The organism is Nostoc sp. KVJ20 (assembly GCF_001712795.1).
Taxonomy (GTDB): Bacteria; Cyanobacteriota; Cyanobacteriia; order Cyanobacteriales; family Nostocaceae; genus Nostoc.
Genome location: NZ_KV757581.1, coordinates 25,807 through 46,393 on the forward strand (window position 1 = coordinate 25,807; position 20,587 = coordinate 46,393).

General features: G+C 41.7%; 18 protein-coding genes and 1 pseudogene. 8 read left to right on the forward strand and 11 right to left on the reverse strand.

The features are described 5' to 3' along the window. Positions 1 to 266: 266 nt before the first annotated feature. The 5 genes from A4S05_RS07875 to A4S05_RS07895 form a co-directional block, all read right to left on the reverse strand. Positions 267 to 614 carry a hypothetical protein gene (locus A4S05_RS07875; protein ID WP_069069274.1) on the reverse strand — a complete coding sequence of 116 codons (348 nt, stop codon included), beginning with the start codon at positions 612 to 614 and terminating at the stop codon, positions 267 to 269. Positions 615 to 625: 11 nt separating this feature from the next. Next, complete coding sequence (locus A4S05_RS07880) at positions 626 to 1,120, reverse strand: phage tail protein (protein WP_069069275.1); 495 nt, start codon at positions 1,118 to 1,120, stop codon at positions 626 to 628. A gap of 22 nt (positions 1,121 to 1,142) precedes the next feature. Continuing rightward, complete coding sequence (locus A4S05_RS07885) at positions 1,143 to 1,598, reverse strand: phage tail protein (RefSeq protein WP_069069276.1); 456 nt, start codon at positions 1,596 to 1,598, stop codon at positions 1,143 to 1,145. A gap of 145 nt (positions 1,599 to 1,743) precedes the next feature. Then, positions 1,744 to 3,405, reverse strand: a complete 1,662-nt coding sequence (locus A4S05_RS07890) for a phage tail sheath family protein (RefSeq protein ID WP_069069277.1) — start codon at positions 3,403 to 3,405, stop codon at positions 1,744 to 1,746. Between the two features lie 30 nt (positions 3,406 to 3,435). Continuing rightward, on the reverse strand, positions 3,436 to 4,275 hold the full coding sequence (locus tag A4S05_RS07895; RefSeq protein ID WP_069069278.1) for a Pvc16 family protein: 840 nt from the start codon (positions 4,273 to 4,275) through the stop codon (positions 3,436 to 3,438). Positions 4,276 to 4,993: 718 nt separating this feature from the next. On the opposite strand from A4S05_RS07895, the gene A4S05_RS07900 reads away from it, so the two are divergent. From A4S05_RS07900 to A4S05_RS07920, 5 genes are all read left to right on the forward strand, one after another. Next, on the forward strand, positions 4,994 to 6,112 hold the full coding sequence (locus tag A4S05_RS07900; RefSeq protein WP_069069279.1) for a sensor histidine kinase: 1,119 nt from the start codon (positions 4,994 to 4,996) through the stop codon (positions 6,110 to 6,112). Between the two features lie 48 nt (positions 6,113 to 6,160). After that, positions 6,161 to 6,841, forward strand: a complete 681-nt coding sequence (locus A4S05_RS07905) for a response regulator transcription factor (RefSeq protein ID WP_069069280.1) — start codon at positions 6,161 to 6,163, stop codon at positions 6,839 to 6,841. A gap of 43 nt (positions 6,842 to 6,884) precedes the next feature. Further along, positions 6,885 to 9,023, forward strand: coding sequence for a substrate-binding domain-containing protein (locus A4S05_RS07910; protein ID WP_069069281.1), 2,139 nt, complete (start codon positions 6,885 to 6,887; stop codon positions 9,021 to 9,023). Continuing rightward, a complete protein-coding gene (locus tag A4S05_RS07915; protein WP_069069282.1) occupies positions 9,001 to 9,645 on the forward strand; it encodes an FHA domain-containing protein in 645 nt (214 codons plus the stop codon). The genes A4S05_RS07910 and A4S05_RS07915 overlap by 23 nt, the downstream gene beginning before the upstream one ends. Before the next feature lie 112 nt (positions 9,646 to 9,757). After that, positions 9,758 to 10,804 carry an anthranilate phosphoribosyltransferase family protein gene (locus A4S05_RS07920; protein ID WP_069069283.1) on the forward strand — a complete coding sequence of 349 codons (1,047 nt, stop codon included), beginning with the start codon at positions 9,758 to 9,760 and terminating at the stop codon, positions 10,802 to 10,804. A gap of 84 nt (positions 10,805 to 10,888) precedes the next feature. Here the strand turns inward: A4S05_RS07920 and A4S05_RS07925 are convergent, their stop codons facing one another. Both A4S05_RS07925 and A4S05_RS07930 read right to left on the reverse strand, forming a co-directional pair. Beyond that, a complete protein-coding gene (locus tag A4S05_RS07925; RefSeq protein ID WP_069069284.1) occupies positions 10,889 to 12,313 on the reverse strand; it encodes an LCP family protein in 1,425 nt (474 codons plus the stop codon). Positions 12,314 to 12,599: 286 nt separating this feature from the next. Further along, on the reverse strand, positions 12,600 to 13,064 hold the full coding sequence (locus A4S05_RS07930) for a hypothetical protein (RefSeq protein WP_370684412.1): 465 nt from the start codon (positions 13,062 to 13,064) through the stop codon (positions 12,600 to 12,602). A gap of 109 nt (positions 13,065 to 13,173) precedes the next feature. On the opposite strand from A4S05_RS07930, the gene A4S05_RS07935 reads away from it, so the two are divergent. Continuing rightward, positions 13,174 to 14,340, forward strand: a complete 1,167-nt coding sequence (locus A4S05_RS07935; RefSeq protein ID WP_069069285.1) for an AI-2E family transporter — start codon at positions 13,174 to 13,176, stop codon at positions 14,338 to 14,340. An 80-nt stretch (positions 14,341 to 14,420) separates the two neighbouring features. Further along, positions 14,421 to 14,771, forward strand: a pseudogene (locus A4S05_RS07940) (four helix bundle protein). Between the two features lie 50 nt (positions 14,772 to 14,821). Here A4S05_RS07940 and A4S05_RS07945 read toward each other — a convergent pair. Both A4S05_RS07945 and A4S05_RS07950 read right to left on the reverse strand, forming a co-directional pair. Continuing rightward, the gene (locus A4S05_RS07945) at positions 14,822 to 16,153 is read right to left on the reverse strand and encodes a serpin family protein (protein WP_069069286.1); all 1,332 of its coding nucleotides are present in this window, start codon (positions 16,151 to 16,153) and stop codon (positions 14,822 to 14,824) included. A 369-nt stretch (positions 16,154 to 16,522) separates the two neighbouring features. Next, positions 16,523 to 18,118, reverse strand: a complete 1,596-nt coding sequence (locus A4S05_RS07950; protein ID WP_069069287.1) for a S8 family serine peptidase — start codon at positions 18,116 to 18,118, stop codon at positions 16,523 to 16,525. Between the two features lie 144 nt (positions 18,119 to 18,262). Between A4S05_RS07950 and rpe the strand changes: the two genes are divergently transcribed. Then, entirely contained in the window at positions 18,263 to 18,970 is a 708-nt protein-coding gene (rpe, locus tag A4S05_RS07955; protein ID WP_069069288.1) for a ribulose-phosphate 3-epimerase, read from the forward strand. Positions 18,971 to 19,749: 779 nt separating this feature from the next. Here the strand turns inward: rpe and A4S05_RS07960 are convergent. After that, a complete protein-coding gene (locus tag A4S05_RS07960; RefSeq protein WP_069069289.1) occupies positions 19,750 to 20,220 on the reverse strand; it encodes a HetP family heterocyst commitment protein in 471 nt (156 codons plus the stop codon). Between the two features lie 83 nt (positions 20,221 to 20,303). Then, positions 20,304 to 20,483: a hypothetical protein gene (locus tag A4S05_RS07965; RefSeq protein WP_069069290.1), complete on the reverse strand. Its 180-nt coding sequence runs from the start codon at positions 20,481 to 20,483 to the stop codon at positions 20,304 to 20,306. Positions 20,484 to 20,587: the final 104 nt, after the last annotated feature.

Consider the following 20,587-nt stretch of genomic DNA (forward strand, 5'->3'; position numbering starts at 1 on the left):
CTTTGAACTCCGTTAATGAGCCTCTGAACTCCGTTAATGAGCCTCTGAACTCCGTTAACGAGTCTTTGAACTCCGTTAATGAGTCTTTGAACTCCGTTAATGAGTCTTTGAACTCCGTTAATGAGTCTTTGAACTCCGTTAATGAGGCTTTGAACTCCATTAATGAGTCTTTGAACTCCATTAATGAGTTTTTATTTTTATTCTCTACTCTCCTGCTCCCTGCTCCTTCATCCCAATTCCCCAGTCCCCAGTCCCCTTTCCCCAATTCAATTTTGAAGAAGTGCTTCGGGGGAATTGATTTTATCTTCTGGGATGGAAGTTTCGCCTTCCAAGCCATTGATTCGTCGGTAAAAATCTTGGAGGTAGTTCAAATCTTGGGAAAAAAAGTTTTCCACAATTGCAGGAGTCACTTCTGATAAAGCACCCAAGTGGGTAATCACTCGCGCCAAGATAATAATTGTGGCATAAACGGGATTAGCTTTAACGCGGGGGTCACGCAAGGGTGCAATCTCGTCTATCGCCGTTGATAACCGCATTACACCTTTACGGTGGAGGTTGCCTTCAGAGTCTAGATACCCCTTTGGCAGTGTAAATTCAAACTCTGTGGGAAACATAATCCTCCTAATTACTTCACGCGTTTAAATTCCTCAAAAGCAACCTCCACCTCCTCAATTTCGATGTCATGGCTGCGGGCATTGACATCAGCAATTTTGTAACTTGCGGGCCAAGCACCGGCTAATTCAAATCTAGCTACTTCTTGATTTGCCTGATTATAAATAGACAAAGCAACAAGTCTACGTTGCTGTGACCAATTACCCTTTTCGACTTTTTCAAACCACTTCCAAAAATCCATAGAGTTGGTGGTACCTCTACGCAGAATGAGATTACCACTCTTGGGATTGCTAGGAAGCTTAGTTCTCACCACCTGACCTTTTGATTGCCCTTTTGTACCCCAGGTTTGAGAAGTAACTTCAGAAATTTCAATTACCTCTTGGGTTCTTTTGAAGCCTTGACACTCCAAAAAAAAGCAATTGGCATCGTTTTGACCTTCTAGTGTCAGTTCCAAATAGAACCGATGGGCTGTCAGAACTTCTGGAATTCGGCTTGCGGATTGTACCACTGTTAATTACTGCAAATGCTAATTATTTGATTCGTTTAATTCCTTCGTGAACCAATTCAATAGTTTCATTCGCCATTTCACCACCGGAAGCAGTTAAGGTAGGCCCGGTGTATTTGCAGGGATAACAATTGACAATGTTCCAGCGTGCTTTTTCAGAACCTTGTTGGTCGTAAGCAACCACTGAACCAGTCTTACGATTCTGTGCCCACTTCCGAGGGTCTCCCATGTCTTCGTTACAGTCTTGATACCATTTGTAAAGGTCTATATCATCAGTGGCGATGACTTTTACTGTAATGTTGGTAAATTTAACAACAGTTGGTGTAGCTTGACGCATTAGTTTAGCGCCTTTAGATGAACCGTGAACTTCTTGCGCTGGTGTATTCTCAACGCCTAGTCCGCTAATTTCTTTGATGAATTTATCAGTAATGCCGTCAGCCTCGAAGTAAAACTTACAAGAGGTTAAAAATTCGCCTGCCATACTTTTAGACTCCTTTGTGTGTGGTTAATTTTGGGAATGGGGAATGGGGAGTAGAGAGCAGGGGAGGCAGGGGGAGCAGGGGAAGAAGAACTATTGATTATTGTTGTGACCAATACCCCATGCCCCATGCCCCATGCCCCATGCCCTATTCGCTATCTTCAATGCCATTCCACTGGCTGATGCGGAAAACAACAAATTCAGCCGGTCTGACGGGGCAAACGCCGACTTCGATGTATAAACGTCCTAAAATTCTGGTTTCTGGTGGGTTCAATTCTTCGTCACACTTGACATAAAATGCTTGGGCTGGAGACGCCCCAAACAAAGCACCTTCACGCCAGATGCGCTCTAAGAAGTTACTGACAGTACGGGTTACACGCGCCCATAAATCTTGGTCGTTCGGTTCAAAAACTACCCACTGAGTCCCCAATTCTAAGGATTTTTCGATATAGCTAATTAATCTACGCACACTGATGTAACGCCACTCTGTTTTATCTGGCTCAACTAAAGTGCGTGCGCCCCAAATACGGATACCTCGGTTGGGGAAGCTGCGAATGCAATTTATTCCAAGGGGGTTTAATAGTTCTTGTTCGCGGAAGTTGGTGTCATAACCCAAACCAATTACGCCTCTGGGAACTTCATTTGCAGGGGCTTTGTAAACTCCTCTGGTTTCGTCGGTGCGGGCCCAAACACCCATTACATGACCACAAGGAGGTACTAAAATTGGATTACCGCGATCGCGTGGATTGGGTACTTTAATCCAAGGATAATAAAGGGCCGCAAACATCGAACGACGGTTAAATCTATTCAACCACTCCACTACTTGTTGAGGTTTGACGGCATCTGGTGGCGCATCAAGTACAACCATCCGGTTGGGCGGATTGGGAATATCGCCACTGGCAGAACCCTCGCACATACTAATCATCAACTCAATGATGCCGTGGACTTGATCTAAATTCAGTACTTGCTCTTGATAAGCCCGCATCACATCAGGACAAGCCAGCATTGTGATTTCATCAACTTCAAAGATACCGCGTACTCCGGTGCGATCGTCTCTAACCCCTTCTAAATTTTGCGAAAATCTATCGGGTGGGGCGGCGACAATGGGCGGCGCTAGCTCATATTGACCATTAACGGGACGACGAGCTAAAGGTTGTCCACTTTGAGTGATGTCTTCTACAGTGACATACATGGAATTTCTCAATGCCGCCAGCGCATAAGTTGCAACTTGAGCATTCGGTTCGCGGTTCATGCTCAAGTTTTCGTATTCCTCTAGAAGTTCATCTCCCCGACGAATTTGGATGGTGAAATATTCACCTGTATTTGGAGGTGCTTCTCCTTCAGTACCTTCAGGTAAGGCGCGGGGCGAACCATCAATAATTACAATATTTACTAATCCACCTGATGCTTGCTCAGGACGCAAAGTAAAGCGCAGGGCTGGACGATTACCTCTAGAGTTGATTCTGAGGGTAGCCGGTTCTGGAGTCGCCTGTCTGGGTGCGCCTGGTAACTGAGTCCCAATGCTTGTCACCCAGCAGCGACCGCCACCATTCATAAAGTAGCCGTAGACTGAAAAGGGTAAATAAGCGTTGAAGTCGGTGAAACCATCAGAATTGGGACGGGCAAAGTAGTTTAAAAATTGCGTCCAAGTGGTTACTAGCATGGGCTTGTATAACTCAGCCCCACCTCGGACATCTTCAGTAAAGCCTACAAATCCGGCAACTGCTGTGCTAACACCTTCAATTGGTCGGCTACCCCGGTCAATTTCTTCGATATAGACACCAGGAGCAAAGTAATCAAGTCTAGCCATGAAAGTCTCTCCAAGTCAGTAAAAATCTAATTATTCAGGAGTTAGAAATATTTCTTTGAAAGTATGACTTTGGTTATCTACCAATGCATTGACGTTTTGGGGTAAATAGCCAGGATGATTCAGTGTCAAAACATAATTACCTAAATGAAGGTCTTCAAAGAAGAACAGCCCTTCTTTAGTGGTTAATATGGATTTTTCAGTTCCCCTCACAGCCACTTCTGTCGCTACCAACGGCAGATTTGTCACCGCACTTTTGACAATACCTGCGATCGCAACTCGCCTAGTTAGAACTAAACTGTCACTATCGCGAGACAATTGATTTCGCAAATTGAAAATTCGCTCCCAAACCAAAGGTACTTGAGTAGGTTGTGGCTCGAAGGGAATTGTAACTGTCAAATATAAGGCTGAACGCAATGGCACGTTGAGAGCGCTCCATAAAGAGCCAATCTCAATTGGTGGCTCTAGGGCAACTGTCAGGTTCAAATTACCATAGCCCCGTAATTCCGGAACCAAAAACTCTTCTTCCAAGGTGCGATGGCGCAACAGCACAGTCAACGCCTCACTAATAAAGTGATGCTCACCTAAAGCTGTTCTATCCCACGCTGTTAATAGCAGCGAAACATCAAACCAAGCAGGTGCCCAATTTACAGTAGCAGGTTGTAGAGCGCGTGTTAGTTTGCGTTCAACTTGCCTGCCAGAATGTTGTACCTGCTTACTCTCACGTATATCAAAAATGTATAAATTGAGAGTCGGGCCTGCTCCCTCTTCCCTCCGATTACCAGGATGGCTAAAGTCAATTTGCTCTGTACTGGTAAGTGAGGTTCCTCCAGCGAGAATTTCGGCTAAAGTTTGAAGAACAAAGATAAGCATGAAGGTGTTCTGCTGGTAGCTAATCCAGATGCATCTACAGTATATGTATCAGCCTTCTAAAGTTAATTAGACTTTTGTCGATATTTTGGGATTGGGCATTGGGCATTGTCTCATGGATAAATTCCCTGTAGAGACGGCGATTTATTGCGTCTCTCTAACCGTCAAAATGAATTTGACAGACCATTAGAGAAGATTTAGATTTTCAAAAATCCGAAAAGCGGTAACTTCAGTTTGTAGATTAGTCTGGAATAGTTCTTAATCGGACGCACTACATTTTTTGTGGGGCGGGCAATTTTACCATTGGTGTTAAATGTGAAAGCCATATTAGAACAAGCTTTTAGATATGTCTCGTTCCCAGTCTCCGACTGGGAATGCCCATCGTTGAGGCTCCGCCTCTAGACTTGCGGCTCTGCCGCTTTTGAGTTGCATTTCTAGCCATAGGCTGGAAACGAGATTTGAAAAGGGTTTTACTTTAAGTTGACACCAATAGCGACACACTTATCTCACAAAAGTTATTGAGTTGTGACTAATACAACTATTAAATACTTGTATATACTTAGAAAAATCACATGCGGTTTTGAATGTAAACTTAATAATTCTTTGTATTAATGAGTTACAAAGATAACTTAACAAAAAAATAAACATTCCTGAGACTGCATAATTTTATACTGGTCAGCAGAAGAGTAAAAACATTTGGTTGCAAAAAGCGAGTGAAGCTATGACACTAAGCTTTTCTGTACAAAAACTAGACAATGGCTCTAATTATTTGAATTCCTCAGAAATTCAGAGCTTTTGTCAGCTTGAGTCTGAGCAGTTAACTAGTCAATATCCAATTTTTTTCGCTCGGATTGTCTATCATGATTCGTTATTGAGAGCTAATCAGGAAATTATCAATTATGGTCAAGACCAAGCTCCTTTTTGCCAAAAGACTTTAGCTTATTTGCGCTCAGAAGTATGGCTGACAGATTTTCCGCCTGTTTTGACTTTACATAAATTTAGACTTAAGGACTTTTCATGCATTTCCTACATTTGCCCCATATCCTATAGAAATCAAAAACCTGAATACATTCAAATTATTACTCGTGAACCTCTCTCATTGAATTTGCAATTATATGTAAAACGTTCTGCGATGCTCCTGAGTAACTATGTAGATATTTACTTAGACTATGGAAGACAAAAAACTGAAATTCAACTCCTGGAAGATATCCTGCATCGAGTAGGACATCAATTGCGTAACTCTCTAGGACTCATAGGATTGTATGCACATAATTTATGCTTAGGATTAAAGGATAGCCCTTGGCAAGAACAAGCAACAATCATTGGCGAAAGCATACAAAATTTAGATATTAATTTAAACGAACTGATTGATTGCGGTCAAAGTGCAAAATTAAGGATCACACTTCAAGATTTAAGAAGCATAGTGGTTGAAAGCATCACAAATTTACAGCCTCTAATTAATCAGAAAAAACTTAAAATATTGATTCCCGATACATCGACAATACTCAAGATAGACAGATTACAAATAAAACAAGTATTTGACAATATCCTCAGTAATGCTGTTCATTTCAGCCCTAATTCAGGAACTATAACCTGTAACTGGCAAATTTTTCAAGATGAAGTTTTAATTAAAATTTCTGACCAAGGGTCAGGACTATCTCAAGAAGATTTACAAAAAGTATTTACCCCATTTTATTCCCGGCGGAAAGGAGGCACAGGACTGGGTTTAACTATTGCTAAAAAAATTATTCTGGATCATCAAGGAAGTATCTGGGCGCAAGTTTTATCAGAAAGTGGGGCACAATTTTCGATGATTTTGCCTCGACCAAGAAGCGGATAAATAATTCGTAATTCTTAATTCTTAATTCGTAGTTTGTAATTAATAAAGATGGCTAATGATAGTAAGAAACTTTCGGTTTTGCTGGTAGACGACGAAGAACGCTTTCGTCAAGGGTTACGTACTCTCCTGAATTTTTATAGTATTAATTCTGCATTACCTGTAGAAGTTATGGGTGATGCGGATTCTGTAGAGCAGGTTTTAAAGTTTACAGCCCAGAAGTGTCCAGATTTAATTTTGCTGGATATGCAATTAAAAGGATGTGATGGGATTACAGTTTTAGCACGTCTTAAGGAAACTGCTTATACTGGCAAGGTTTTAGTATTATCGGCTCATCAAGAAGACGACTGGATTTTTAGAGCAATGCAAGGGGGAGCCGCAGGTTATGTGTTTAAAAATCGTTTAGCAACCCAATTGTGTGAGGCTATTGACACTGTTACAAGGTCGGAAATTTATCTACCTTCAGAAGTTGCTAGTCGATTTTTCCGGTTTTTTCAGGCTTATTCAGATTCTTGTGTAAAAGCGTGTCATGAAGTGCATTTAACCGAAAGAGAGCAAGAGGTTTTATACTGGTTAACTCAAGGTGCTTCTAATGAAGAAATCGCTAAACATCTATATGTAACAGTTGCTACTGTTAAGGCGCATCTCACCAGTATTTTTGAAAAATTGAAGGTTACTAGCCGGACTCAAGCGATTGTGACAGCCCTCAAGTTAGGATTAGTTCACGCTTGAGCGCGACGGAAGTAATCGGCGCAATTCACGAAACTCTTTGTATATGCCTTCATTTGAATCTTTATATCAAGAATACCCCTGCTCGTACAATTCTCCCTTAAGTTGCGATCGCCCTTTCCAAACGGCGCAGCAAATTAAGGGCGCTAAGTTTTGCTTGGAATGTGGTTTTCCAGCAACTTTACCGCAGGAGGCTGAGATTAAAGGAAGTCAGGGGACTTATCAAATAGCTAGTTTTATTGGTGTGCGGGGTTTAGGCCGCTTATACTCAGGTGTTCAACTCAAGGACAAACAGCCTGTCATCATCAAAGAATACCTCCTACCCAATCGTTGTTTTAATGAAAACGAGACTCAAAAGCGCAAAGAGACTTTCAAACGAGTGGGTGGGATAAGTTTAGCCGATAGTCGAATTCAAAACTTCCGTCTTGTGGAAACTAAAGAAGCGATCGCAGATGAAAAAGGAGAACGCTGTTATCTAGTTACTCAAGGAATAGAGTCATCTCAAACTTTAGCTAACTATCTCATAGAAAAAGGAGCAATGACATCTGCCGATGTGCGTGAGGTACTAAACCAAGGTTTGCAAACTCTCCAGTTTCTCCATACCCAAAAGCTGCGTTTTCCCTCGAATCAAACACAACTCGGTATAACTCACGGCAACATCAGTTTAGATAGTACCTTAATTAAAATAGAAAATAATCAAAAGTTTTCTATATACTTTTGTGATTTAGCTATTTGGGAAAACTTATTTATTCCACCTATTATTGCTCAACCCACTCCCGCTAGACCTGAGCAAGATTTAGAATCATTAGGATTACTAGCCTTTTATTTATGGACAGGACGTACAACTAATTTTTTATCAACCCAGCCTATTGATCCTAGAGATAATCAACAATGGCCAGATACCGATAGCCATTTAAAGCAGTTTATTTATCGACTAATTGGTTTAGAAACTCCTTTCGAGAATGCAGAAGCAGCTCGTCAAGCATTGCTGCAACTTCCCAAAGAAGATCATGGCAAAGGTTCAAGTTCCCTACGTTCGCCAGCTTCTAAAGAAACAGCAAAGCGTTTCCCAATGCCCTTAATATTGCTAGTAATTATGGCCTTATTACTACTAAGTGGAGGAATTTGGTATTGGCTTTGGGGCAGAAAACCTGATAGTCTTAATCAATATATACTATGGTCTAGACTTGTACGTAATTTCTCAGAAGTTCCCAACGTTCCTTCTGGGCAATTTATTTACACAGGAGAAAAAGAAAGTACATGGAGTTATGTTTTAACGCAACCAGTAGACAACAGTCGTTTAGGAGATTTATTAACCAGACCAAAGCCAGATGCAACAGCAACATTTAAGTATGAATCTGTTTTATCAGCAAATATAAGTAATCCAATTAAAAGTATTGAAGAAATCCAAACAAACAAAAAAGATTTTGCAATTACTAGTTTAGTAGACAACATCACAGATAAACTTGCTAAAAAACAAGTTGCTTATGATGGATTAATTGTTTTTGTAGCATTTAATAAAAGAGACTCAAATCTAGCTAATGCTTTGGGGGGACAAATCAATCTTGAGCAATTGCATCAAATTTACACAGGCAAAATTACTAATTGGCAGCAAATTAATCCCAAACTTCCAAATCTACCGGTGAAACCTTTTGCTCCAAATGAACCAGAAGCAATCAGTAAATTTCAAGAAATAGTTCTCAAAAACTCTCCTCAAGACGAAGCTTTATTTGCAGCGAAGGTTACTAAACTTGATACAACAAAAACCCAAAATCAGATCCGCAGTGAAACTTTAGAGGGGCGAACCACTGGGATTATTAGTTTTGGCATTATCAGTAAAACTTGGAAACAGTGTACTGGTTATCCGCTAGCGATCGCAGATGATAAAAAGTCAGCTGTTCAACCTCTATTTCAAAAACGCGATCGCCGCTCAATTAATCCCTCAGATGACTTATGTCAGCATGATGATTATTATGTTGATGTCACAACTTTCCAAAGCTACCCTCTGGGATACCCTATTTTTGTAGTGTACCCTAAAGACAGCAACCGCCTGCCTGGTGGTTCTACATTTGCCCAGATGCTAACTACTCGTCAGGGTCAGTGTTTACTTAGTAAAGTAGGTCTTGTAGCTTTACAACCTATGCCTGATGATATAAACTCCTATGCCTGCAAATCGGTGCCCTAATCCCAGTTGCGAATATTTTAACCGTGCCCTGCCTAACAATGCTAAGGTTTGTCCCTGGTGTTCCACTCCCGTGGGTAATGTAGTTTCTCCTACACCACAACCACCTATTCAACCACAGCCTAGTCAACAACCACCCAGTCAACAACCGCCAGTTCAGTATCAACGACCAGCAACAGACCAACCTAATTATCAGGTTCCACAACAAGCTCCCGTTGATTATTCAACAGTTTATCAGCCACGGGTTTCTTATCCACCAACACCGCCTGTTTATACTCCCCCGCCTCAAAGAGCGCCAGTCTTAAAGCTGATTCATAGCACTGGAAGAGAATTTAACCTCGTTGGGGAAGGAGGCTATATTGGTCGCCGCAGTCAGAGTCCAGGAATAGCGCCGCCAGAAATTGACTTAACCGGCATTCCCAGTGAAGGAATAGTCTCTCGTCGTCATGCGCGAGTCGATTGGGACTGGTCGCAAAATTCATACATGATTGTTGACATGAGTACAAATGGTATTTATTTAAACAACACCTCTCTAACTCCTGGTATGCAATATCGCCTACTTAACGGTGACTCACTGCGATTTGGTCAGGATAACCTAGTTAACTTCACTGTATATATTGTGTAGTAAATTCGTAATTCGTAATACTCGCCAAGGGCGAGAAGCAAGCTACGTAATTCGTAATTCGTAATTCAAGGTTACTAATGACAAATGACAAATGACCAATGACCAATGACAAATGAGCAATATATTTCGGGAATTCTTGCAAAAGGTAGGCGGTGGAAGTCACACGAGCGAAAATTTAACTCGTATAGAAGCAGCCACCGCTACTAAAATGATGCTGCTGGGTGAAGCGACACCAGCCCAAATCGGCGCGTTTTTGATTGCTCATCGAATCAAGCGTCCCACGGGGGAAGAGTTAGCCGGAATGTTGGATGCTTATGATGAACTGGGGCCAAAACTACAACCAATAGCCTCTGAGCGACCAGCGATCGCACTTGGCATTCCTTATGATGGCAGAACACGCACAGCACCAATTAGTCCGGTAACAGCTTTATTACTCGCCGCAGTGGGACAACCAGTGATAATGCACGGTGGCGATCGCCTACCAACTAAGTACGGCTTACCCCTAATAGATATTTGGCAGGGTTTAGGAGTCGATTGGACTACCCTACCACTGGCAAAAACTCAGAAAGTGTTTGAGCAAACGGGAATTGGCTTTATTTATCTACCTCAGCATTTTCCCTTAACTACAAGTATTTGGGAGTACCGCGACCAACTTGGCAAACGTCCGCCCTTGGCGACAATGGAGTTAATTTGGTGTCCTTATGCCGGCGATGCTCATGTAATTGCTGGGTTTGTTCATCCGCCGACAGAAGGAATGTTTAAAATTGCTTTAGGGCTGCGGGGAGTAAAAAAATTTACATTAGTGAAAGGATTGGAAGGTAGTTGCGACTTACCACGCGATCGCACTGCAATTATCAGCTTATCTTCATCCGTAGCTTCCCAAGAGGTAGAGCGATTGCACCTCGTACCGCGCGATTACGGCTTTACTACCAAGAACGTACCCCTTGGAACTACTGAAGAATTGGTGGCGGATATTAAGGAAGTTTTAGCAGGTAAACCAGGTGAATTAATGCAAACAGCCTTGTGGAATGGCGGATTTTATCTATGGCGGAGTGGTATTTGTCCAGATATGCCAGAGGGTTTAGCTAAAGCAGAAGAATTATTAACCAATGGTGTAGTAGAGGCTAAACTCCAAGAACTCTGCCAGTCAGTAAATTAGCCGTCACCAGTGTTTGCACCAGTGTCATTAATTACGAATTACGAATTACGTAGCTTGCTTCTCGCCCTTGGCGAGTATTACGAATTACTTACTCAACAAATCCTCCAAAATAGATTTTTGTTGCAACCAATCTTGACCCACTTGGATACTGATATCCGAGCCGAGGTTACCCGTACTTTCCACGCGCACTTCTCCAAATCCCAAAGTGTTGCGAATTGATTCGGCACTTTCACCATCTCCTTGTTGGGCGACAATGTGAGTTACGTCTAGAGGTTCACCCCATGCTTTGGCTATATAGATGTTGCGATATCCAGATTTTTCCAAGGTGCTAATTAACGGTTGGAGGTTAGAGCGATCGCCACCTGTACTATCTTGAATTGCTACACGCAAATAGCGTGGATTAGCCATCTGCTGTTCCTGGTCTGATTCCAAACCAAAGTGCTGAACCATGAGTTTGGCAATTCCATCTTTGTTGGGCAACCAATAGCTAGCATCATACTCATTCTTCTCGCTAAAGCGACCTGGCAGCATTAACATCTGCATATTAGAGCGATTTGTCCGGACTCCAAAACCCAATAGTGCCACTAACTCTTCAACAGTCAAGTTGGTATCAATGTAGTCTTTAACGACATCAAGAACTTTAGGTAATTGAGCAACAGTAGCAGGGTTGAGTGTTTGATCCATCAAGGCACGCATAACCATTTGCTGCCGCTGAATCCGACCAATATCACCAAGTTCATCATGACGAAACCGCAGCAATTGTAGTGCTTGATCGCCGTTGAGATGCTGCTTACCCGCCTTCAAATTGATGTACAAATGCTGAGAATCATCTTGATATTTCATATCTTTGGGGACGTAAACTGTTACACCACCCAAAGCATCGATTAGCTTGCCAACTCCCAGAACGTTAATTCGGACATAGCGATCAATTCCCGCCCCACCTAAGAGATTACTGACGGTTTTAGCAGTTAAAGCTGGGCCACCTTCAACATTGGCATAATTAATTTTTTTTACTCCAGACCCTTCTATTCGTGTACGGGTATCTCTGGGAATGGAGAGCATAACTATTTTTTTCGTCTCTGGATCAAATTTGACCATGAGCATCACATCAGCAAGACCATCAAAGGAGTTTACTTGGGGCAGGTATTTGAGGTCTTTGGTTTCTTCGGGAGGGTTTTGGACATCTGGAGGAAGTACGCTCATCCCCATCACTAAGAGATTGACTGGGCGAGTTAATTCTGAAAATCGCATCACACCTCCAGAGATGCGATCGCTATCAAAGACAGCCTCATCCTGTGGACTTAGCTGGGCTTGTTGCAAAGGCGTACTGGTCAAAGACACCGCCAAAAGTGCCCCCGCTGTTGCGGACACCATTGCAATACCACTCATACCTACCCAAAACCACAGCCAACGTGCTGATTTCGAGTTCTGGGAAAGGGAAATTTTTCTACTGGACTTTGAGGCTTTTCCCGACTGGTTTTCTTCCGCCGAACTTCTTTGAATGGTCACAGACTTCCTCACACTTACTCAATAATCAAATTTGGTAAATTTGCAGACTAAAAACATCCAAACAAATCAACCCATAATAACTAACTCTTAATTATCAGTGCTAACTTTTTTAATGTAGTGTCAACCACAACACTTATAGCAGCATTTTTCCTTCTTTTGGGCCAACTTGGAGATGTTTTACTGAAGTATGGCAATAATAAACTAGATTTGACTAGATATATAGATAAATTAACCGTAATCTGTGACTAAATAAGTACAAATACGGATAATTTATTACCTGAAAAAATTAAGATAAATACTTGCCAATTACTCGTTCTGCTAAATTACTAAACCCTGGTAAACGTCCAGATTTGCCTTGCATCAGGCGCAAAATCAACCAGACACTTACTAAAAAATAACCAGATGTGAGAAAACTATTCAGGATAAATAGACGTAGCGGAAAAAAATCTGAAGTTGCGGCTCCGGTGACTAATAATAGATATCCTAACAGCCAAGTAAGTGCCAAAGTAATAGACAGACGACTAATAGCAACTTGTTCCCGACTACCCTGGCCCCGATAGAGAGTCCATAAGGATGGGAAAAAGCCGATAATCGGAACTAAATGTAAAAGGTACTGGGGATTGGGTACTGGGGATTGGGTACTGGGTATTGGGGATTGGGGAGTATTATTCTCCCCCTGCTCCTCTGCTCCCCTGCTCCTCTGCTCCTCTGCTCCCCACTCCCCAGTCTCTTTCGGTTCAAAATTTTCCATCGGGGTTAGTCTAACTCCTAAACTAGAAGGATGAACAAGACTCATATAGTTAGAGATAATAAGCTGTAAAGAAAGATTTAACTTAGTTCTATCCCGCAATCAGTTCAAAATGCAGACACGCAAGCTACTCGACTGGTGGCAAACATTTACTCCAATAGCGCGAATCGTGGCGATCGCGCTATTCGTTCCGCTGCTAGTTCTCAATGGTTGGGCACTTTCGGTATTTTTCAATTATTTCCATTCTCTCATAGTCATTTTAGTTGGAGCCTCAGTGCTAGCATTTCTGCTCAACTACCCCGTGAGTTGGATGGTGCATCATGGTGCTAGGCGAGAACAAGTCGCTATCCTAGTATTTCTCTTGGCTGTATCGATTTTATTGGCGTTGGGTGTGACACTTTTTCCTCTGGCCCTTACCCAAGCTCAACAACTGGTGGCTCGTTTGCCAGAATTGATCGACTCTGGACGCTCCCAGTTAATGATATTAAACGAAAAAGCTGAGACTTTTGGCTTGCCGATTAACCTTGATGCTCTGGTAGTGCAAATCAACGATCGCGTCAAAGGACAATTGCAAGCGATCGCTGGACAAGTTTTAAATCTGGCTGTACTCACAGTTACTAGTCTGCTAGATATTCTCTTAACGATGGTTCTGACCTTCTATCTTTTACAGCATGGCGGTGAACTCTGGCAAAGTTTAGTCGAATGGCTACCGAATAAATTTCGCGATCCTTTCTCTAAAACAGTCCGCCTCAGCTTCCAAAATTTCTTCATCACCCAGTTGATTTTATCTACCTGTATGGCCTCAGCCCTAATTCCTACCTTTTTATGGCTGAAAGTGCCATTTGGGCTGCTATTTGGACTAACTATTGGACTTATGGCTCTTGTCCCATTTGGCGGTTCTGTGGGCATCGCCCTGACTACACTATTGGTAGCGTTACAAGATTTCTCAATGGGTGTGAGAGTGTTGATAGCGGCGGTAATCATACAGCAAATTCTTGAAAACTTAATCGCGCCCCGAATTTTAGGCAGTTTTACAGGTTTAAATCCAGTTTGGATTTTAATTTCGGTCTTAACAGGAGCAAGAATTGGCGGACTGTTGGGTGTAATTGTGGCAGTACCCACCGCTGTAGTGATTAAGACTGCTTTAAGCGCCTTGCGTCTTGGTAGCTTAAGCAGCGAAACAGACGATAGCGCTATAGCTGCATCAGTTACAGCAAATGAATCCCCGAAAGCTGAAGGTAAAAACACTTTAAGCATTTCTGAAGCGACATTACCCTAATTGAAAAAGGCAGAAGGCAGGAGGCAGGAGGTGTAAAATTATCTAGTTTATTCCAACTTCCTACTTCAAAGTTCTAAATCATGAGCTATAGAGAGCAATTTATATGGAAACGTGGAGTCCAGCTCGCTATTAACTGCTATCGACTTACCGAAAAATTTCCTAAGTCTGAACTTTACGGATTAACTAGTCAGATTAGACGTTCGGCAGTCTCTGTGCCATCCAATATAGCAGAAGGCTATGGCAGAAGAACACAGAACGAATATATCCAGTTTCTTCATATTGCTCTAGGTTCGCTTCGAGAACTCGATACACAGTTGATTATTGCCAAATAAGTTGGATTGACATCCCCGGAAATATTTACTCCTATTTTGGAGGAAGTTGATAGGTTTCAAGGAATCTTGGTGTCAACTATTCAAAAGATTAAGTCTTAAATTTCTCCTGCCTCCTGCCTCCTGCCTCCTGCCTTCTGCCTTCTGCCTTCTCACTGTGGCTCGATGATGGAACCCATAAACAAAATACTTCCCGTCTGATTATCCCTAATCGCACAGAAGAAGGGACGATCAACAATCATTCGGAATGGTTCTGGTTCATCTCTCAAAGATGTTGCTACTATTCCCACTGAAGTAGCCGCAGCCGCTTCGGTTCCTTCTTCGTTCACTTCCACAAAAGTTTTATGTTTAACTTGGCTAATAGCAAAATTTTTACCCATGCCAGAAAAATTGGCTTTGTTACTGAAAGCCTCTTCCATGCCTAAAGTTTTCAAGGCATTATTGAGTGTAACGTCGTAATCTGTTTTGAAGCGGGGTAAGCGAATAAATCCTTCTTGTTTGTTAAACTGAGTCATCCATTTTTCCCAGTTCTCAACATTTAAATTTTGATAAAAAGTTTTGAGGTTAGAGTTTTCTTTGGGTAGGAAGATATAAAAACTGACTTTACCATCTTTGCCGTAAGGTAAACTAACAGCCTGAAATTGTTCGCTTTCATAATATCTATAGTCACCCTTTTGCGACATCATTGGGTGTTGTTTTTGCTTCCCAGATGTGATGTAAAAAGGGTGTTGAGCAGTTTCTTGTTTGTCAAACTCGTTGCTCCAATTACCTTTAAAATATATGGCATTAATCAGAAATAACACCTGATTGGGTTCAATCGTTTCAACTATTTTATTAATTTTGCCATTAGTATTTTCTTTTACCCAATTATTGATAGTACTAGATGCGGCGGCATCTTTAAAGTTTAAATTACTGACCTTAGTTTGATAGAAATCCTGGGTTCTTTTGATAAAGTCTGGCGCAAAGCTAACATCTTGATTTGCCCAAAGTGAGTTAGCGATATTCAGTTGCACTTTCGCATCCGAATTGTCTAAAAGCTGTTTTAATGCCGCCGCGTAAGAAGAGTTGATTTCTGGTAGATTCATCCCCTGCAATTCTAGAGTTTTTGCCATTGCTTGTTGAGTCGAGCCGCTAGCGCCGTTGTAGGTCATAGCAAGAGCGATCGCGACACTCGAAGGTGAGATAAAAACATTATTCTCACCTTGATCATTTCTCAGAACTTCTGAAAATAGTTTGAAGCCAAACTTATTGCTAGACTCAACGATTTTTGTATCCGTCTTGACTGTTTTTTTTTGCAATGGATTTTCTGGCTGAGGTAAATTAGATTGAGCAAGGGCACTTTTATTACTCTCGACTTGAGAACACCCTAATACACTGAATAGAACAACACTTGCAGCTGCCAAAGCATAACGTCTGCCCAGACTAACACCGTAACGTCTTTGCAGGAAATTTTCTTTTGCATCACTAAACTTTTGCCGATTCATTCTGCTACCTCACTTGCCAAAGATTCCCGATCTGTGCTTAGAGTTGACGCAGATACTGTGTCAATGACTAACTATTGCATTTGCTCTAATAGAAAAATCGGCTGTTACAGTTTTTGTAACAACAAGTTAGTGATTGAGAGCAATTAAACACAACTTCTGAGAGTTGCTAACTCCTAATTGAGGCGGCTATACAGACGAGTGATGAAAAACTTTGATTTCTAGGAGTTTTTCTATTTTAGACACAAACGTATTGTAAGCTACGTAATCACAAAATAACCACTTGTGTTGAATTCTGATAGATAGAATAACTTTTCTCAATGGTATGAAATACACAATTTTCGTAGGGACGCACGGCTGTGCATCCCTGTTTCAATTGATAGGTACACTCCACCAAGCTAAACTATAGGGTTGAGTCGCTTCATTGAGCTTTTGACGAAACTGGACGCGGATTTTGTAATTGCCAGTAGCCGCAACTGGGCAGAAAATATGTTCTACACTATCGATTTGGCTGATTGAGGAGCAAACAGCACCAACCTCTGAATTTTGAGCATCAGATTTTACCAGATAAAGATCGAGATTGTTCAAACCGCGATCGCGGAAACTTTCGCCCACATCATATTGCTGGTTTTTATTTTTATCGTTGAGTTCCACCAATCGATCCCAACTCAGGGTAACAGCAACAAAACTTCCCTGCTTTAACGGTTTTGCTAATATATAGTCAACAGAAGCTCCAACGTCGACTGTGCGATAATCCCAACCAATAGCTGGCACCGCACCTGATGCTTGCCATTGACCAGCACTAAATTGCTGATAAGCGCGAGATACATTTAAATGACCCGCTCCCATTTGGGCATCCAAGGCAATCTTTGGATCTTTGTAAGCATCAGAATCTAGCCAGCTTTGATTTTGTTTATCAATTAGCGTCCGCGTCATTCCCAACCGTAAGCCATCACCACTATCTAAAATTTTGTCTGCTGAATTCAGTAATACAGCTTTCATTACTTGATGACGTCGAGCATCAATGCTCCAGTTACGTTGTTTTGTCCGCATCTGTCGGTCAGCAAGTTCCTGCAATAGAGCAACCGTAGCCGTAACTTGAGGTGCTGCAAAACTTGTACCTGTCACTTTGTTCAATTTGCCATCTGGATTGAGCAAAGGTAGGTTATTTCCAGGAGCAACTAAACTGATGGCACGACGACCATCAAGGTTAAATTCTCTTCCAGCTAGCCTTCCACTCACTCCTTGGTTAGCACCAGCCAAATTAGCCACGTCTACTTTGTTAAAAACTCCCCCTCGGCGGGATGAAAAGGCCACGTTCATTGCGTTAAAATTATCTGTAGGGATGGGAATACCGCCCTTACCTTGGTTGCCTGCGATCGCATACAAAACATCATGAACGCGACTAGACCAGTCAACACATAAAGTTAGTAAAGCATTGCCGTCTAAAGTAGCCTCTGGTCTAGGATCGCGGCTCAGAGGTTCACCAAAACTAAAGTTAATGGCACGGACATCACCACTATTTTGTAGCGCTATGTGCTGGGCCGATAAGCACTCTTCTGGTTGACCCATATTTTTAGTGGAACCCACCGCCGATGAATACAGCCGCGCTCCCGGAGCAACTCCCGGCAAAGCCTTGTCTTGACTCACCATGACACCAGCGACATTGTAGGCGTGAGGGTCAACACCGCTATTAGACTTAGCTGGCCCATTGCGTAAGAAGACTGCCGCTAATGATATGGCACGATTTTTAGACACCGCCTTATCCCACCCAAACATTCCCGGTCGGCCAATTTCCACTTGACCAATAGCAATCTTACGACCGATTAAATTATAAGGAGGTTGGTGTAGCTTTAGAGCATCAATGCCGTTAGTTCCCAGCGCAGATTCTAAAGCTGAAGCAATTACTGGCACACTCAAATAAGAAGCACTTAATCCCAAAATTATCCAGGTTAGTTTTTTAGTCATTAGTTATTAGTCATTAGTCATTCAATTTTAGATTTTGAATTTGGGATTTGGGATTGAAGGAAAATCTAAAATCCAAAATTATGAGTCTTGCTCAATGTTTTGTTACAATGCATACAGACGAGGACGCTTAAAAACCCACTAGCCATGACCCAAAACCTATCTCAAAAGCCCATTGTAATTGCTCCATCTATCCTGTCAGCCGATTTTAGTCGTCTGGGTGATGAAATTCGCGCCATAGACGCGGCCGGAGCAGATTGGATTCATGTTGATGTAATGGACGGTCGTTTTGTACCTAATATTACGATAGGCCCTCTGGTTGTGGAGGCGATTCGTCCGGTTACAACCAAGCCATTGGATGTCCACTTGATGATTGTGGAGCCAGAAAAGTATGTAGAGGGATTTGCTAAGGCGGGTGCAGATATTATCTCCGTACATGCAGAGCATAATGCTTCCCCACACCTACACCGCACCTTGGGGCAAATTAAAGAGCTTGGTAAGAAAGCTGGGGTTGTACTGAATCCTGGCACTCCTCTAGAGCTAATTGAATACGTTCTAGAATTGTGCGATTTAGTACTGATTATGAGCGTCAACCCTGGTTTTGGTGGTCAAAGCTTTATCCCTGGTGTGTTACCCAAAATTCGCAAGCTGCGTCAAATGTGTGATGAACGTGGTCTTGACCCTTGGATTGAAGTGGATGGAGGACTGAAGGCAAACAATACTTGGCAAGTTTTGGAAGCGGGAGCCAATGCAGTTGTCGCCGGTTCTGCTGTATTTAACGCTAAGGATTATGCTGAAGCCATTACAGCAATTCGCAACAGCAAGCGTCCTAGCCCAGAATTAGCTAAGGTTTAATTCATTTTTGGATTAACTATTCTTCACAAAAAAAAGGTGAGTAAATTGCTCACCTTTTTTTTGTGTAAATAAAAAAACTGGAAGCTATTCAAGTTTTGAACCTCCAGTAGTTACTATATAAATTGAAAGTTTAGAAACCAGAGATAATCCAGGTTGGGAGGACTAGGATTACAATAGTTGAAAGAGAAGCGTATGAGCTACTAGTTCTACCAGCCAAGGAAACGATTTCACCGTAACTTTTCTCTTTCTGTTCCTGGTATTGATGTTAAGCGTTTGCTTTATTAACTAAAGCAACACCAAGCACAGGATAGGAAGTTTTATAAGCATTACTCTCACCGTCTGCAGTCGGTTAAAGCTGTATAAAATTTGGATTGGGGGAATCCACCTCCCCAAATTTTCTTTGCTCAGACTTCCTCAAAAATAGAACCACCAGTAGCAACGGTTGGATCATCAGTCTTGGTTTAGGAGTTATTTACCCCATGAAATGCTGACTACTTTTGTAATCAGTTTGATTTATTTCATAGTCAGAACTAATCATTGATTTTATTTAATTAAATTAACTTGCTTGCCAATCACCTCTATTTTGGTTCAAGTTGTAGTTGTTATTAGTTTACCAATACTGTCAGTATATATTTGCCATTTTGGCAGATTTTTGCAAAAAGTTATCAAATTAATGAGTGCTATAGAAAACCTGCCATGCTATAAATTTTAAATTAGCATAGCAGGTTCTCAGAGACGGAATCACCTCTAGGGCAGAATCTATTGATTCAAAATACTTTTTAATTGAATCCACAAGATTTCAAGGATATATCTTGAGTATTCTCTGGTTTTAATGGTGATTTGCTCGATTGATGTTCGTTAATGTGCTGTGTCAATCTTTGGTCTAAACTACCACCACGGATGTCTGTTTTTTTCTTTCCAACGACTTCCAGATAAGCTAGGTCTTTAATTTTGCTCAAGCAGCTTGATGATACATTACTATCAGACCTAGAATCATTAGCGTGTTTCAGCATTTTGAGATTTTCACTTTGCTGTTGTTTGGTTCTGTTGGCTTGAGAGTTTTCTTTGAGCAATCGATTGTAGGTGCGATATGGAATGTAATGGAGAGGATTATAACCACCAAATCTCAGCATTAAAACACATGCCCAGGAATACTTCCCAGCAAGAATTGCTTCAACTACTTTGTCAAATTGTTGAGCCTTGACTGTCTTATCTAAGTTGTTACTAATGCCAGCAATGTCTTGATTCATCATAGTTTTTAGTTATCTGGGATGAAGTAAACTAGTTCAGGTTCTGCGATTGTTGCTGTTTCAATTGAGGTGTACAGACTGCACTAGCCTTTTTGCAGCTGTGGAATCGCTTCTCGGAAATTATCAGCAATGGGACTGTGTTGGATGTTGACAAGAGATAAAAATCTATGAATCAACAGACGTGTACATAACTTTCCCAAGCTCTGATTGACTCTTGCAGCTTTGAGCGGTAAAGACTCAGGCTGATGATTCTTTCTTTCCATGAACTGACCTTTGATTAAAAACTTGATTGTTTTTAATCAAGTTTGTTGGCTGCTCAGTCTTAATTATCCAGATTCCCTCCAATGAATGGAAGAAACTGTAGCTT